Source organism: Ureibacillus endophyticus (assembly GCF_024159215.1).
GTDB lineage: Bacteria > Bacillota > Bacilli > Bacillales_A > Planococcaceae > Ureibacillus > Ureibacillus endophyticus.
This window is the reverse complement of the sequence record NZ_JAMYWW010000001.1, coordinates 1796741-1813148: the sequence shown is the minus strand read 5'-3', so window position 1 is coordinate 1813148 and position 16408 is coordinate 1796741. Positions and strand designations below refer to the sequence as shown.

Sequence of the window (16408 nt, the reverse complement as noted above, 5' to 3'; positions counted from 1 at the left end):
AATTAGCAATATCAACCAAAATTGTAGAATAAAGTTGATTGTAGGGGAATTATTTCAACTTAACATAATTTTATTATTGTAAGTGTTATAGGGTCTTGATGGTGTAACAAAAATTTGTTCAGATATAACTCGTGGACAAATCAAATTTACATACTTATTAGGGAATAAATTATTTTAGAAAAATTAATACCGAAAGATTCCATTTTAATTTTTGAAGAGGAAAACTTAATTTCTCAATGTTTTGGGAAATTATGCTTTTTCTATTGAATTTCCTTTGAAATGTAACACTTTGGGTTATTTTAAAATTGTCGCTAGCCCATTGAAATAAAACTATAAATGTTATATATTTATAACATGATGTTATGTATTTCTAACATCAAAAGGAGGGTTAGGTTGAAAATTAAATTTATTTCTTTAGGGATTCTTTCTTTCATCATTGTGTTAGGAATGCTACTTCAACTTATCAATTTACTAAAAGGGAATAATTATTTTTCTGCAGCATTTCTTTTAATTGGTTTACTAAGTTTTGTCGGTTATATTTCAATGATCTTGAAAAAAATGTTCCCTGAGTTTAAACATGGATTACCCTCTGATGATGAACGGTCTAAAATGGTGAAAAATGTTTCGGCAGGAAGGGCATATTTTTTCTCTTTATATATCTGGATTGCTTTACTCGCATTCCAAAAATATTTGGATACTGACGATACTTTAATTTTGGGGATATTGGGGATGGTTCTATCTTTACTCGTATCTTGGCTGATTACAAAGAGTAAGAGAGGCTTTGAATAAATGAAAACGAAAATCAAGGAATACAGAGCCAAACATAATATGACTCAATTAGAACTAGCAAAAGCGGTCGGAGTCAGAAGAGAAACAATCAGCTTTTTAGAAAAAGGGGAATATAACCCATCCTTAAAACTTGCTACTAAAATCGCACGTCTTTTTCAAGTAAGTATTGAAGAACTTTTTTTCTTTGAGGATAGTGAACTTGACTAAAGAATGGAGGGGAAGAAGTTGTTTGTACATTTATTTCATAAAATGAATAAGACTCAACAGAAAGTCGCAATTGGTACAACGGTTACACTATTAGCGGCTGGTGTTGCATTACTTATCTTATAATTCGGGGTGACTAAATGAACTTCCAACTAAAAACATTTAACGAATTAACAACAACAGAGTTATACAATATTTTAAAAGAGCGCACAGATGTGTTTGTTGTCGAGCAAAATTGTCCTTTTCCTGAGGTAGATGGGAAGGATTTGCAGTCTTATCATCTATTTAAAGAGGAGAATGGAGAAATTATCGCCTATTTGCGTATTTTACCTCCTGGGGTGAGCTATCCGGAGTTGTCGATTGGGCGAGTGCTTGTGAATAAGGATTATCGTGGACAAAAGCTTGCTCGACAGATGATGGAAGAAGCACTATCATATATTATTAATGAATTAAAGGAAACAACAGTGAAAATTCAGGCGCAACACTATTTGGAAGATTTTTATTGTTCCTTTGGTTTTGAAGTCATCTCAGAGGTTTATTTAGAAGATGGTATTCCACATATTGATATGCTATTGAAGAAGTAAAAAAAAACAACTATTTTGAAAGGGTAATTCCTTTAAAAATAGTTGTTTTTATTTTCGACATCATCAACTTGCAGCAATCCTAATGTTTTGGCTGGACCATGTATCAATATATTGAAAAACATTTTTGCTAATTGTTCGATATCAATTGGTTTATTTGATTGATTTGCATATTCTGCCAGACTTAATGAAAGGGATGTAAACAAAATGACAAATAGATCAGATGGAACTTCATAGTCTAATTTTAAATTCGGAAAAACCTTTGTAGTAAACACATGATGCAGTTTTTCTCGTAATTTGGCTTGGAAGGACGCATTGTGACCGGATTTTAAGAGAAGCTGTAAAAGATCATTATTTTCCACGTAGCAATTTAATAATTGTACAAGGGTATCATAGCGAGATCTTAAAAATTGTTCATTGAATTGTTCCTCATTCGGGATATTGTTCACAAGCACTTCTTCGATTTTTTCGATCAATTCATTTTCAAAGCTCTTCATGTAGCGACATGGTATTCCACTTGGGTACTAGGATTTGAACTTGAACACTTTAATCGAGTAGCGCTTTATATTGCGGTTTGTGTCGCAGCCTTTACATTTATGATTTTTGCTACATTACGCTGGCTAAAATTACCGAGCATTGGGGTGCCTTCTATCGCGATTACATTTTTTCTTGGTTACCATTACGCATTTATGCAGATGGTTTAAGAGAAGTATTATTCTTTAGCCATGATGTGATGAACAGCTACAGTGTCGCACTTATTTGGGTATTAGTCATTGCACTTGTACTCGTATGGGTTAAAAATCTAGTGGAAAAACCAGAGATACAAACAGAACAATAAGGGAATCGAGCCATTTTGCAGAAATGTGAAATGGTTTTTTATATATTAGTAGAACCTTTTTTGGTAAAAAAACGTCATACTGTATAAATTTAGGTCATGGGGGAGTAATTAATGAAACTATTTTTGCTCAATAGCATTAGAACGAATAATTTTAATGATGAAGAAATAATGGTGAAAATCAAAACGATGTGGGAAGATGCCTATCGTAAACTAGAACACCATCAAAATAGCATCTTTGGGGTTTATTACGACTATGAGAATAACTATAAAGGGGATTATTCTTTAAGTGTTGGCATTGAAGAAAGTTATGGCGAATCTTTTATTGAAATACCAAATAACGAGAAATACGAAATTTTTAAAGTGGATACTAGTGATGAAATGGGTGTCATTAATACCTGGAGCAAGATATGGGAAAAAGAAGAAGCGGGTTTATTAGATAGGGCATACACGTATGATTTTGAAAAATATTCACCTAATGGGGAGATTGAAATTTATATAGCAATTAAGTAACTATTCTAGGAGGAAATTATGACATACTTTATTGAACCTGTTGCTTTCGTAAAGAATAATAGAAAAGAGATTTTGGATGATCATTGGGGATCTATTATTTCCACAATTGAATTAGCTGAAAACATCGATGAATCTTCACTAAAAGGGATAGAAGAGTTTTCACATTTAGAAATTATTTTTTATTTCAATAAAGTAGATGATAATAAAATTCAATATGAAGCAAGACATCCTAGAAACAATCCTGATTTCCCACTGGTTGGGATATTCGCTCAGCGTGGAAAAAATAGACCAAATAAACTTGGTGTGACCATTGTAAAACTAATTGAAGTAAAAAACAGACAACTCCTTGTAGAAGGATTAGATGCAATTGATGGTACGCCAATCATTGATATCAAACCTGTAATGAATGAATTTTTACCAAAAGAAAAAGTAAAGCAACCAAATTGGTCTACCATTTTAATGGAAAATTATTGGGAGTAACTTAGATTCAAAAAAACTTAATACTACCCCTCATTTGGTTATTTTTGATTCTATACAAGACAACAATTAGATATTACAGTATGATGGATGAGAGAAAAATAGAAATGTGAGTGGAGTATTGTGGATTATATAACATGGTTATTTGATTTTATTATGCATATTGATGTTCATTTAAGAGACATTGTGGCTCAATATCATGAATGGGTTTATGCAATCGTCTTTTTAATCGTATTTGTGGAAACTGGTTTAGTTATTATGCCATTCCTGCCAGGGGATTCTTTATTGTTTGCTAGTGGTGCGTTAGCGGCAATGGGCGGATTAAATTTATGGCTTTGCCTCATTATTTTCTTTGTCGCAGCCGTTGTAGGGGATACAGTCAATTATCATATTGGCCATAAAATTGGTAAGTCCATTCCTGAAAATAGTTTTTTAGGAAAAATGATCAACAAAGACCGTATGCAAAAAGCGCAAGAATTTTTTGACCGCCATGGTGGAAAAACCATTATCTTTGCACGATTCATGCCTTTCATTCGGACATTCATTCCGTTTATTGCAGGGGCAAGTAAAATGCGTTACGCACATTTTCTTACTTATAATATTGTAGGCGGATTATTATGGGTATTAATTGGAGTCTTTTGCGGATACTTCTTCGGGAATATTCCATTTATTAGTGAACACTTCTCAACAGTTATTTTAGCCATTATTGTGCTTTCTCTAATTCCAGCAGTGATTGGATTAGTGAAGTCTAGAGTGAAAGCTGCATAAGATTATCTAACACCTTCTATTGAATAGAGGGTGTTTTTATATGTTAGAAATCATCAATATGGTATAATTTGTAAAATAAAGAGGTGAATACAGTGAATTACAAACAAGAACAATATCTTCGAGTTGAATCGCTAATAAAAAATAGTAATATTTTTAATGGAGATTTAGGGAATGGGATATATATGAGAAATTCCCACCCCTTTATTTTACAAGAGAGTCAGAATAATTTATTTTCTCCATCAAGAAAGGCAGTTCTTAACTATTTTGAAAACAATCATATTAGTTGGTGGAAAGGCAAGTTAACGAACCACACCCTCTCATCTCAAATTGCCTGTCTTAATCATTTATTCCCTATACGAGAAGATAAAGAAGCAGTTTTATCACTTATAAGAAATATTTGTCCAGATATTACAGATATTTTAGAAATTTTTTCAGATAAATATAGTCCTGCATACATTCAATTTGAAGCGGTGAGTGATAATGATCATTTAAATGAAGGCAAATTAAGAAGGGGAAGTAATTGCACATCCATAGATGCATTAATTTATGGCGTACATAAAGATGGTCGAAAACTACTCATCCCGATTGAATGGAAGTATGTAGAATCATACGGAAATGAAAATAAATCTTTAGGTGATAGTGGAACAACTCGTAAAGCACGATATACAGAATTAATAAATCTTTCATCTCAATTAAAAACTGAGTTCCATGATGTTTATTATTTTGAGCCCTTTTATCAATTAATGAGACAAACGCTTTGGGCTGAACAGATGATTGCGCACAAAGCTACTGAAACGATTAAAGCTGATGATTATATTCACATCCATGTAATTCCGTCTGAAAATAGACAGCTTTTAAATAAAAAATATACTTGTAGCAAAATGGGTATGGAAGAAACATGGAGAAGCTGTCTCAACGATCAGAGTAAGTATGTTATTATCTCTCCGCAAAAGTTCCTTGCACCTCTTTCAAGTAGGAACAATGATAATTTGCTTGATTATTTAAGTACTAGGTATTGGTAATACACAAAAAACCCGCGCATCGATAATAATGCGCGGGTTTTCTATCGTTATTCAATCGTACGATACATAAATGTAGCGTAATGCATACGGCTTACTTGATCGTTTGGATTAAAACGTCCATTTGAGCCCGTTGTAATACCATTTGACGATAAGATATTGATAAAATCTTTTGCCCAGTGGTTTTCAGTATCTGAAAACGGTTTTAAATTCTCAGGTTGAAGCTCTAGTTTATAAGCATTTACTAAAATTTTCGCTAATTGTGCTCTTGTTAGCGAGTTTTTTGGATTGAACATCCCATTTGCCCCATCGATAATACCTGCCTGATACAGTGCCATAATTTCTGTGTAGTATGGATGTGATTCCGGTACATCGGCAAACTCTACTTTTTCACGAATTGGTTTTAATGAAACGCCACTACGATAAATCAGTGATGCCACATGCTGACGTGAAATCGCAGCTGTTGGGTTAAATATGTTACCAGGGAAACCATTAATGATTTTCTTTTCTTTCATCGTCTGAATTTCTTTAAAATACGGGTGCGTTACCGGTACATCAATAAATGAAGCAACTTTTGGAAGAACCGTTAATTTTTTTGTTTCTTCATAGGAATAGCCATAGTGATCTGTTACAGAGTACGTTACAGTATAATCCCCAGCTTCTTTAACTGGACGGTTAGTATTCATTTGAACGCCATCGATTTCCAATCCCATTACATTATAGGCTTTAACGTTTGAAGGCAATGTCAATGCTTCACCTTCAAATATCGTCATATCCTTCAAGCCTTCGATACGAGGGCTAGAGTAAGGGGCAACTGTAATTTGACGATATGCTGTAATTGGCTCATAACCTTCTTTTTCAAAGGTATACTTCACCGAATAACGACCTGAAACATCTGTTTTAACAGAGCTTTCAACGGTAAGATGATCTGTTAAATCTTGATTTGACTTGTTGTCTGTTACTTTTACACCTGCTAACGGATCAAATGTGCTATTTAGTAGTAACAGTTTATTATCAGTACCTGTAATGGTTACGTTCTCCTTTGCCACAACTGTAATTATAGCACTTTGATTTACTGTATTGCCTGCTTTGTCGGACACTCGATACGTTATCGAATAGTCGCCGGCTTTTTTTGTATCTACATAACCTGTATATCTAATGTCTTTCGTTACGTCACCATCGAAGTTGTCCGTTGCTTGAATTCCTTCATAAGCATTAAAAGGATCACCTGCAAATATTGTACGATTTTGTACATTGTTCAACTTCGGTGATTCTGTATCTTTTATTGTTACGTCTTGGCTAAAGGTAGAACGGTTGCCACTAAAATCAGTTGCTTCATAATTCACAGTGAATGTACCCATTGTTTTTTCAGGGATATTGTGTGTAACTTTCACTGATTTTTCAACTTCAGTATCAACATCATCATAGATTTCTAGATTTTGTGTAAAATTAAAAGGGCCAGTTATGTTTAATGTTAATGAACCATTTTTCACAAAAGTTGGACCGACTGTATCGTTGCCATCAAAGATTGTGAACGAGATAGGAGATTTCCAGTCGTCAAAATAGTAACCATTATCGCTTATATACATGTAATTTCCATGTACATCTTGAGCAGATACAGAAGAAACATACCATTGTTCGTTAAAAGCAGTCGTAGGTACTGTATAAGAACCAACGTATTTTTTCGTTGCAGGATCATAGTTTAATCTGACACCTGATCCTGAAATTGAACGATGGATTGGCTTTACATTTACATTTGCATAATCAATTTCAGATTCATCCTCGATTCCAACAGAAAATGTGATTTTTTCACCAGGTGCTAAAATCGTTTTATCGCTTTCAATTGAGAGAAAAACTGGGCTTGTATTGTCAGCTACAGCTGCTTGCACATTGCCCATACTCATTGGAAGAAGGAAAATCATCATTGCAGCCGAAACTTTCATTAATTTTTTCATTAAAAGATTCCTTTCAATTTATATTTCAAGAGATAATTATATCAATAAAATTATAAAAATATCATAAAAATGAAAGGGTATTTTGTAATTACTATGACAAATTAGCTAAAATTTCTAATTTGATTCGTGCTATGAATTGCATCTTTAGTAAATTATTGTAAGATAAAAACTATCTGATAAATTGGGGGAATATTGTGTCTATTAATCATTCTAGTGAAAAAGCTAATTTAAGAGATATAAAAGTACCTGAAGATTATTGTCAACTGGTTGAACTATTTAACCAGATTGAACCTGGCTCAACAACTGTGGAAGTTTTGAAGGAAGAGGATTCGCATATTCCAGTGCAATCAAATCTAAAGCTGGATGAGAACGGATTATTAGTAGGTTACGGAAGAACAAGAGTCGTAGTAGAAACAGCTGATGGGCAAATTGTTGGGTACGGAGCATGTTTTCGTGCACCTTGGACAGACCCTGGTACGGTAGGGAGTACATTTTGCGTGCATCCAGATTTCCGTTCACAAGGTATTGGAGAAATGATTTTAGCTTATATAGAAGAGTGGGCAAAGAAACAACAAGCGTCAGTCATGACATCAATGGTAATGGATTGGATTGATGGGTCATTAGCTTTTGTGGAAAAAAGAGGCTTTAACCTTGATGCCCATGTATTTGAATTGGAATTAAATCTCGCTCAATTTGATGCTGTAAAATATGAACAAGTAATAGATGATAAAATTAAGTTTACGACGTTAGCGGAAATACATAATGATGAAGCCGTGAAAAAGCTTTATGACTTGTTTGTTGAAACTTCAAAAGATAACCCGGGACAATACGGAAGTGTCGAACCTTTCGTTGAGTGGAAGAAGGAGTTTTTACCGGAAAATTTATATCGATATGATTGGATTTTTATTGCTGTGGACGGAGATGAGTTTGCAGGATTTACACAGCTATTAAAAACCGATGTAGAAGGAGTACTTTATACAAACTATACAGGTGTAAAAGCTAAATATCGTCACAAAGGCATTGCAAAGGCATTAAAACTATTAGCAATTAAAGCAGCACAAGCAGAAGGGGCCCAAACTATAACAACAGATTCAGAGGAAACTAACGAACCAATGCAGCATATTAATAGATCATTTGGATTTGTTCCTGGGCAGGGGCATTATCGGGTTGTGAAACAGTTGAAAGAAACAAATTAATTTACAAGAATAGTAGGGTGGCGAAGTTGAAGCTTCTTCACTCTTTTTTCGTGTTTTCTTAAGGAAAATACAATAGAGTAAAATCATGTATAATAGGGGGATAAAAACTTTTAGGGGATGTTATCGTTGAATATAAGAGAAATGAATATAGAAGAAATTGATATTGTAAGAAATATCCGATTAAACAGTTACAGTGATTATGAAGTTTTTGTTTCAAAAGAACATTGGAGTGTTTTAAAAAATACATTACTTTCTGAAAATGATATTAATAGCAACTCAAAAATTTACGTTGCAGAAGATGAGAACGAAATTGTCGGGACGGTTGTGTTGTTTCCAGGCGAAGTGAAAGCCTATGATTGGAGTGATAGTGTTCAATCGTATCCGGAAATTCGGATGCTTGCAGTTGAACCTTCAGCTCGAAAAAAGGGAATTGCTCGAGCATTAATGGAACATTCGTTAAAGGTAGCAAAAGAAGAAGGCAATACAGAAATTGGTCTTCATACCGCAACATTCATGACAAAAGCTGCTTCTTTATATGAAAACATGGGCTTTGTTCGTGTACCTGAAAAAGACCTTGAGCCGATGAATGATGGCGTGATTGTCAAAGCATATAAATACGAATTATAAAAAAGTATTGATATGTTTATTTTATAAAGAGATTAATTCTAGAAAAAGAACTTATGTGCAAGATAAATATAAATTTTTAAATGGAATATAGAGCAGGAATCTAAAGGTGATTCCTGCTTTTTCCACAAAATACATATATAAAATTATGATAAAATCACACAGATGAAACATAGGGAATTATTATTTTAATTAGGAAGGAAGGTTTCAAAAATAGCAAAGACTAATGGCAAAAATCCTTATAAGGATATTGATATAAATAATTTGAATCTTAGTTTAAGTGATGTTAATCAATTAAATCTATTGCAAGTTGTCCAATTATCTTCTGTGGTAATAGGAGAACATAATTCAAGTCATTTTGGGGATAAATGGTTGGAACTGAATGGGCGTCATTATATAATGCAAAAGATATTTGAAAATGTAGGCTTAAATTTCCAAGTATGTGATGAATTAATTGATGCATTGATTTTGGATAAGGGGAAAATTTCCGATGAAGATATACTAAGATGTCATACACATTTATTTGATTTTATTATTCATTATGAAAAATCTGTAACTAAATACATGAAAAGAAGGTCTAAGCTAAAAAAATATTTAGATTACGAACCTTCAAAATATCTTGTTTTAAAATTATCCAAATTAGGAATAGAGTTTGAGCAATTAGTTGGAGAAATATTAACAGAGTTAAATATTAACTATATACAATATGATTCAGGTAAAAGAAACTGCAAGCCTGATTTTGTGTTTTCAGAGAAGCATTGGGGAGATGCAAAAATTAGTGAACATACTGTTTTTCATTCTCAAACAATAGATAAATATGAAAAGCATATTGATAAACTAACCATAATTTATTTAAGAAAGACATCACAATTAGAGTGGCGTAGATACGTTACTCCAAAAACTGAACTCGTACATATTTCATATTTTGTTAAAGAACTTCCTATTGATAAAAGGCAACAATTTGAGGATAGATTAAGTAAAATTGAAAATTCACTAATTCGCTCAATTAAATAGAAATGTACTACTATGCAAATTTGGCATAGTAGTTTTTTTATGAACCTAAATCAATTTACAATTAAAATGTAAGCAAAACCTAACAACAAATGTATGGTTTAGTTGGTGGAATAAAAGGGTAATCATGTTTTAATAAATATAATAGGATTTTTGAAAAGTATGAAAGTTGTTACTGCTAAGAAATAAAGGAAGGAATTTAGATTTTGAAGAAAAGAATGAAAATGATTTTTCTTGGATTATTCGCATTACTCGTATTCCTCGTTGGCGGGTATTTCTATAACAATATTACGTATATCGAGAAACCCCTTAAAGAGATGGCTCGTGCTGGTTTTGTTGAAAAACAAGTTGAACTAAAAGATGGGACAATCATAAATTATGGGGAAGGTCCAGACAATGAGAAAACACCCCTACTTCTAATCCATGGCCAAGGGATGACATGGGAAGATTATGCTAAAGTCTTACCAGAATTATCGAAGCATTACCATGTATTCGCCGTTGATTGCCACGGTCATGGCGAATCGGATTGGAATCCTGAGAAATATACAGCGAAAGCCATGGCAGGAGATTTTATTGAATTTATTGATAAGGTTATCGGTGAAAAAGTGGTTGTTTCTGGTCATTCGTCAGGGGGGATGATTGCTGCATGGATGGCCGCACATTCACCAGATCATGTGCTTGGGACAGTAATTGAAGATTCACCTTTCTTTTCAACTGAACCTGGTAGAAGAGAAAACACCTATGTATGGGTTTATGGCTTCCAATTATATGAAGACTTTAAAAATCAAAATAAAGAGAAGGATTACTTCAAGTATAGTCTTGAAAGAAGTTATTGGCGCAATATGTTTGGCGATTTTCTTTGGAACAGGTTTTCAAAAGATGCAGTAGCCTATCATGAAAAACATCCAACTGAACCTGTTCACATCAAGTATTTGCCTCCACAAATTAATCGAATTTTTGAATCTGCCACATATCCATATGACCGCAAATTTGGAGAAACCTTTTATGATAATTCATGGTTTGAAGACTATAACCAAGCAGAAGTGTTATCAAAAATTGAAAGTCCTATGGTATTTATCAAAGCCAATACAAGCTATGATGGCGATTTATTAATGGCGGCATTATCTAATGAAGATGCGGAGCGTGTTGTACAGTTATTAGAAAATGGGCAAAAAATTGATGTAGACACACCAGGACATGATATTCATTACGATAAACCAGAAGAATTCACGGAGATCATGGTCGATTTCTTACAAGAGGTGGAAAAAAGAGGCGTCTAATATTCAGTCGCCTCTTTTTATCTCTGATAATCCGCATTCAAAATAACTTCTTCAGGAATTCTCTGCGCATACGGTACATTGTAATCAGAGAAATAGACGAAATAACGATTAATAAAATAATCATTTCTCCGCATTTCCGGCTCTACATAATCCTCTAAGCCATTATAAGTATGGAAAACCGTCAACTGGACGAGATTGTATGCTGTATCAAAAGTTAGCGCTAAATACAAGTCTCGAAGATCTTCTGTTTCAACGAAATAAAGTTCGTTTAATTCACTCTCAAAATAGCTACCCGTAAAAAGGTTCATATCGAGCATATTTAAATGCTCACGATATTGCTCTTGCGTTAACTGTAGTTCGACTATCCAGTTGTCGAGCTCAAATTCCCCTCCAATATCCCCAACAGTCTCTTTATATAGGGAAAGTTGCTCAGGGTAAGACATAAATAACTCCATAAAAGCATCAATGTGTTCTAATGTTTTAAAACTCTCATCTAAATCATTATGACTAATATAGGGCTCTTCTTCCATCACAGGAACACCACCGTAACTATAATCACCGGATACAGAATACCAACCTAATTCAGGATCAAAATATTCCGTACTTGTTGAGTAGATACTCGTGCTATCATCGTACTCACCAATTTCACCATATACAAGGGATCCAGATGTTTGACTGATGGATGTCGTCAGAGTCGCGTATTTAGGAGAGCGTTGCATCATGCCTTCATACGTATCATTGTATTCATAAAAGGAACTCAATTCTGGTTCAAGTAAATTATTTAAATAAGCTGTTTTATAAACGAAAGACGAAAAGGAAACAGTCTCAAGATTGGAAGTTTTTTCTACAGCTTTTTGTAAAAATTCCATTGCTTCTTCCGCATTTGTTCGCACTTTATCTTGTTCAGTTTGAGTAGTCGATTTGTTTTGGACAATTTCGATTGATGGGGAAGGGGGTACCAGATTTTCTTTTTTACTATTTTCATCGGTACAACCTGTCAAAAGAAAAAAGGAAATGGCTCCGCTAATAAAAAAACGTTTCATTATTCACCATCCATAATAAATTTAAAAAGCAGAAACATCTTATTTTATGTTTTGATTGGGGGAAAAGGAACCAATTATTGGAATAATAACAAAAAAGGAGTTGTCTCAAAAATGACTTTTCAGACAACTCCTTTCTAATTAAGCTTGTAAACCTTTATTTCGAATTGGTTTTAAAATAATCGCTAAAACTACAATTATTAATGCAATGACCATAGCAGAATAGAATAATCCACCATAACCATCTTGCGCTGCCATTAATGTGATTTGATCAACACTTGATTGGATTACATCTTTTAATGTTGGGTCTTGAATTTGTTCGACTATTTTTTCATAATCAACATCAGCTGAAGCACCGTTCGCAGACATAGTACTCGCTAATTGCTGGAATTCTTGCATTGCTTCTGGGCTTAAATCAGCATTTTCCATCTTCTTTTGTAAAATGCTACCAAAATCACTTTGGAATAGACTTGGAATTTGATTAAAGCCACGTACAATAAATCCGGCATAAATCGTAGGAGCAATCGTCATACCAATTTGACGAACAAGGGATAATCCGGCAAGTGCAGATCCTTTATCCTTTTGTAGACGTTCTGTCGCTAATATGTTCAACGGTGCACCTAATAGAATCCCAATCCCAATACCAGCCACACAGGAAGATATAATGAATTGCCATTTTACATCAATCCATGTTGGGAATAACACAAATCCTATCGCTGTAATGAATCCTGATAAAAATACTGCAAAAACAGGTCCTTTTTTATCAACGAGCGCGCCACCGAAGCCTGCACCGATACCCGATGCTAATGCTAAAGGTGTCATCCAATACCCAGAAGATTCAGCAGCGATGCCTAATACTTGCTCTGTAAAGGCAGGGATATATATCATTGCTGCAAGTAACGCTCCTGACAAGCCACCGACTAATAAAGTTAATAAGTAAGTCGGATGAGCTAGTAAACTTACTGGTAAAATCGGGTCTCCATTACGTTTTTCTAATGAACGATTATAGACAATTAATACAGCGAATAAAACAATTCCTGCTAGTAAGAACCCATACACTTCAGGAGTTAGAAGGCTATCTATTATTGAAACACCTTCAATATTTGTTAAACCGTACATGATACTTAGAACAGCTAATGATAAAAGAATTGTACCTAATAAATCTAATTTTCCAACAGCAGGTTCCTTTGTTTCTTGGATTTTATAGATTCCTAGAATCATTAACACCACTGCAATCGGTACATTAATTAGGAAAAGATAATGCCAATTTCCTGTTAAGTCCAAGATGACACTACCAAGGTTTGGTCCCAAAATAGCGCCAATCCCGTTCATCCCACCTAATATTCCAAGGGCTTTCCCTTGTTTTTCAACTGGGAAGGTACTTAATACATGGGAACTACCGATGATGAAGATACCACCCCCGCCCATTGCTTGAATGAAACGCGCGACTATATAAAATGCAAAATTAGGGCTTAGCGCAACTAGCAATGAACCAAGTCCAAATAACGCAACTTCCACAATAAATAATTTTTTTCGACCGTAGCGATCTGAAATTTTACCAACAATCGGAATACTGATGGCTAAGCCAAGTGTATAAATGGTTACACCCCAAGCACCCCAGTTGGCAGAAACATCGAACGAGCTGTTAATTGTTGTTAGAGCAGCACTAATAATCCCATTATCAAGAGCTGCCATTAATACACCGATACAAAACAGCGTTAACGCCCAACTTCCACCTGACGATTTATTACTCATTTTTTCACTCCTTCATCCCTTATTCAAAGTAACATGAGTTATCTCGAATAAAAAAATATATGCATCTGAATTATAATGTAGATTTGGAGATTTTTTCAAAGTATTTGTGCTAGAATTCTTTATTAATATAACGTTCCCCTATAAATATTACCATTTTAATACAAATCAGATTGATAAAAGTAGGATTCGATAAAAGTTTTCCTTTAAAAAAATGATGTGTATTAAAATCAATATGAATATTATAATGCGGGGAATTTAATTAGAAAATGATACTACTAAATCATATATTGGTGAAAAACATCAAATAGTCAACTTAATAAAGGCGAATTAAGGAAAAAATGCCTATCATTATATTAAGATAATAGGTATAATATATATATCATTTACATGTTTTAAAATTTTGAATTCGAATGATGAAAGTAGGAATTTTATGTGGATTGTTTTCAGTAGTATTCTAATAATTGGATTTTTACTTCAATATAGACAAAAAGTAAAATTACAAATAACATTGGACTCTCTAAAACCTATGATTGAAACAGTTGAAAACATCCGCGATATGTTGTATTACTGTGAAACTTACCCGAAATTAAACTATCTATATGTAAGCCCATCTATTGAAACATTGATAGGTTCTGATAATTTGAAGCGTCATCTCAAAAATCCTGAGCTGATTTTTGAGATTGTTCATCCAGACGATTATGAGACGTTGATGAAGAAAAAACTAGGGACACTTGATTTTAGTCAACCGATTACAGTCAGGTTTAAGAATTGTCTTGGACAATATATTTGGTTCGAGGAACATGCTACGCCTGTATACAGAAACGGGAAGTTTGTAGGGGTTGTAGGGGTTTTTCGAGATATCGATGAAAGGCTCGCTATTCAACGGCAACTCGAATATAACTCAACTCATGATGCATTAACGGAATTGCATAATTGGGCATTTTTCCAATTAAAGCTGAATGAATTTAATGAATGTGATATACCAATCACTGTGGTCGTTGCTGATTTAGATGACTTGAAACCAGTTAATGATAAATATGGACACAAAATGGGAGATCAATTAATTCGCGAAGCCGCCAATCGTTTAAAAGCTTTAGCGAAAAAAGAGACGATTATTGCGCGAATTGGTGGAGATGAATTTGCTATTCTAATTCCTCAGGCAGGTGTTCAACAAGTGGAACAATTTATAAAAAATATCCAGGAAAGCATGCAACAAGTCACTGGAAATTTACCATTTTCCCCAATTCACCTATCCATCGGGTATAAACATTCCAACTCCTCTTATGGTGTCATGGAACATTTATTAGCTGAAGCGGACGCTATCATGTATCAAAATAAGAAATCTAAAAAAGCAGTGGCAACATTTTTCTAGCCACTGTTTTCTAATATAAACTTACTCTCTCTCGTAAACTTCTCAAAACCTCATCCTGCACTTCACGGAACTTAATATCATCCCCTAGGAAAAGTAGCCAATTAGTAATTTCCGCTAATTCATCGGGCATGTTCACATTGATATAGGTCTTAAAAATGGCAGTTGCTTGGTATGGATCTGTATAGGAAAGTGAATATTTAAAAGGGTGATATTTTTTAAATTGGGCAATTGCCTTTGGACCTAATTCAATGATGAGATTGATTTCTCTTTCCTGTTTCCTCAGATTTTCCAGTACCATTTTTTTATTAACTCTTTTTTTCGTAGGGTATATTTCAACATTGGTTAGTTGATCTACAGGAAATGTCCTCAACTTTTCTTCCTTAAAGTCATATCCTTCAATTTGCCAAATGCTTTTTTCACGATAAAGGTGCAGCAGAAAAATGGGATATGACTTACTTACTTTACCATCATTTACTGTAATCATTAAATGCCTATCCAATAAAATCAGTTGGATAAGCAGTTCTAATATCGGGTGAGGGAGGTCTGACAATTCCAGTAAATCAGGATTGTTCGGATTAGTCCCTTCAAAAAGTAAGATTTGATTTAATAAAACGAGGGTTTCTTGTTGGTTTTCTGGGATAAGCCCGAGTATTTTCTCAGCTAACGATTGTCGACTTTTTAAAAAGGGAAGCTGTTGATTTCTCGAGGCCATAAAAGCAATAAAAAGGGCTTTCACTTCACTATCGGTAAAGTTAATGGATGGGAGGACAGAGTTGTTCATGACAAAATAACCGCCATCTCGTCCAACTTCTGCTTGAAGAGGCATGCCCATTGCTTCAATTTCTCGAATATCACGAATCGCTGTCGAACGTGAAATGTTAAATTCCCGCATAATTTCGGATATTGTAAAGTAGGAGCGATTATTGATATAGCGCATAATTATATTAATTCGTTCAACTTTTTTCATTGTGACCTCCTAAACAGTATCA

Annotated in this window: 18 protein-coding genes; 13 read left to right on the top strand and 5 right to left on the bottom strand. The window is 34.0% G+C overall.

The window, feature by feature from the left end; all coding sequences use genetic code 11:
• The first annotated feature begins 393 nt into the window (after positions 1–393).
• The 3 genes from NKR20_RS08805 (at position 394) to NKR20_RS08795 (ending at position 1577) form a co-directional block, all read left to right on the top strand.
• A complete protein-coding gene (locus tag NKR20_RS08805; protein WP_121215182.1) occupies positions 394–789 on the top strand; it encodes a hypothetical protein in 396 nt (131 codons plus the stop codon).
• Positions 790–996, top strand: coding sequence for a helix-turn-helix transcriptional regulator (locus NKR20_RS08800; RefSeq protein WP_253425479.1), 207 nt, complete (start codon positions 790–792; stop codon positions 994–996).
• A gap of 137 nt (positions 997–1133) precedes the next feature.
• The gene (locus NKR20_RS08795; protein ID WP_253425476.1) at positions 1134–1577 is read left to right on the top strand and encodes a GNAT family N-acetyltransferase; all 444 of its coding nucleotides are present in this window, start codon (positions 1134–1136) and stop codon (positions 1575–1577) included.
• A gap of 32 nt (positions 1578–1609) precedes the next feature.
• Here the strand turns inward: NKR20_RS08795 and NKR20_RS08790 are convergent, their stop codons facing one another.
• Positions 1610–2071 carry a hypothetical protein gene (locus NKR20_RS08790; RefSeq protein ID WP_253425474.1) on the bottom strand — a complete coding sequence of 154 codons (462 nt, stop codon included), beginning with the start codon at positions 2069–2071 and terminating at the stop codon, positions 1610–1612.
• Positions 2072–2148: 77 nt separating this feature from the next.
• Between NKR20_RS08790 and NKR20_RS08785 the strand changes: the two genes are divergently transcribed.
• From NKR20_RS08785 to NKR20_RS08765, 5 genes are all read left to right on the top strand, one after another.
• Positions 2149–2412 carry a hypothetical protein gene (locus NKR20_RS08785; RefSeq protein WP_253425469.1) on the top strand — a complete coding sequence of 88 codons (264 nt, stop codon included), beginning with the start codon at positions 2149–2151 and terminating at the stop codon, positions 2410–2412.
• A gap of 111 nt (positions 2413–2523) precedes the next feature.
• Positions 2524–2922: a GyrI-like domain-containing protein gene (locus NKR20_RS08780; protein ID WP_121215875.1), complete on the top strand. Its 399-nt coding sequence runs from the start codon at positions 2524–2526 to the stop codon at positions 2920–2922.
• An 18-nt stretch (positions 2923–2940) separates the two neighbouring features.
• Positions 2941–3402 (top strand): SAM-dependent methyltransferase, encoded by a 462-nt coding sequence (locus tag NKR20_RS08775; RefSeq protein WP_253425466.1) that lies wholly within the window; start codon positions 2941–2943, stop codon positions 3400–3402.
• Between the two features lie 120 nt (positions 3403–3522).
• Positions 3523–4167: a DedA family protein gene (locus NKR20_RS08770; RefSeq protein ID WP_253425462.1), complete on the top strand. Its 645-nt coding sequence runs from the start codon at positions 3523–3525 to the stop codon at positions 4165–4167.
• A gap of 92 nt (positions 4168–4259) precedes the next feature.
• Complete coding sequence (locus NKR20_RS08765; protein ID WP_253425458.1) at positions 4260–5189, top strand: PGN_0703 family putative restriction endonuclease; 930 nt, start codon at positions 4260–4262, stop codon at positions 5187–5189.
• A 47-nt stretch (positions 5190–5236) separates the two neighbouring features.
• Here the strand turns inward: NKR20_RS08765 and NKR20_RS08760 are convergent, their stop codons facing one another.
• Positions 5237–7141: an immunoglobulin-like domain-containing protein gene (locus NKR20_RS08760; RefSeq protein WP_253425456.1), complete on the bottom strand. Its 1905-nt coding sequence runs from the start codon at positions 7139–7141 to the stop codon at positions 5237–5239.
• A gap of 194 nt (positions 7142–7335) precedes the next feature.
• Here NKR20_RS08760 and NKR20_RS08755 point away from each other — a divergent pair, with 194 nt between their 5' ends.
• The 4 genes from NKR20_RS08755 (at position 7336) to NKR20_RS08740 (ending at position 11252) form a co-directional block, all read left to right on the top strand.
• Positions 7336–8337: a GNAT family N-acetyltransferase gene (locus tag NKR20_RS08755; RefSeq protein WP_253425453.1), complete on the top strand. Its 1002-nt coding sequence runs from the start codon at positions 7336–7338 to the stop codon at positions 8335–8337.
• A 126-nt stretch (positions 8338–8463) separates the two neighbouring features.
• Positions 8464–8964: a GNAT family N-acetyltransferase gene (locus tag NKR20_RS08750; RefSeq protein ID WP_253425450.1), complete on the top strand. Its 501-nt coding sequence runs from the start codon at positions 8464–8466 to the stop codon at positions 8962–8964.
• A 261-nt stretch (positions 8965–9225) separates the two neighbouring features.
• Positions 9226–9975, top strand: a complete 750-nt coding sequence (locus NKR20_RS08745; protein WP_253425447.1) for a hypothetical protein — start codon at positions 9226–9228, stop codon at positions 9973–9975.
• Between the two features lie 215 nt (positions 9976–10190).
• Positions 10191–11252: an alpha/beta fold hydrolase gene (locus tag NKR20_RS08740; RefSeq protein WP_253425444.1), complete on the top strand. Its 1062-nt coding sequence runs from the start codon at positions 10191–10193 to the stop codon at positions 11250–11252.
• A gap of 17 nt (positions 11253–11269) precedes the next feature.
• Here NKR20_RS08740 and NKR20_RS08735 read toward each other — a convergent pair whose 3' ends face one another.
• Complete coding sequence (locus NKR20_RS08735; RefSeq protein WP_253425441.1) at positions 11270–12295, bottom strand: hypothetical protein; 1026 nt, start codon at positions 12293–12295, stop codon at positions 11270–11272.
• 138 nt (positions 12296–12433) lie between these two features.
• Positions 12434–14047 (bottom strand): MFS transporter, encoded by a 1614-nt coding sequence (locus tag NKR20_RS08730; protein ID WP_253425438.1) that lies wholly within the window; start codon positions 14045–14047, stop codon positions 12434–12436.
• Positions 14048–14573: 526 nt separating this feature from the next.
• Between NKR20_RS08730 and NKR20_RS08725 the strand changes: the two genes are divergently transcribed.
• The gene (locus NKR20_RS08725; RefSeq protein WP_253425436.1) at positions 14574–15419 is read left to right on the top strand and encodes a sensor domain-containing diguanylate cyclase; all 846 of its coding nucleotides are present in this window, start codon (positions 14574–14576) and stop codon (positions 15417–15419) included.
• Between the two features lie 10 nt (positions 15420–15429).
• Here NKR20_RS08725 and NKR20_RS08720 read toward each other — a convergent pair whose 3' ends face one another.
• Positions 15430–16386: a helix-turn-helix transcriptional regulator gene (locus NKR20_RS08720; protein WP_253425433.1), complete on the bottom strand. Its 957-nt coding sequence runs from the start codon at positions 16384–16386 to the stop codon at positions 15430–15432.
• Between the last annotated feature and the right edge of the window lie 22 nt (positions 16387–16408).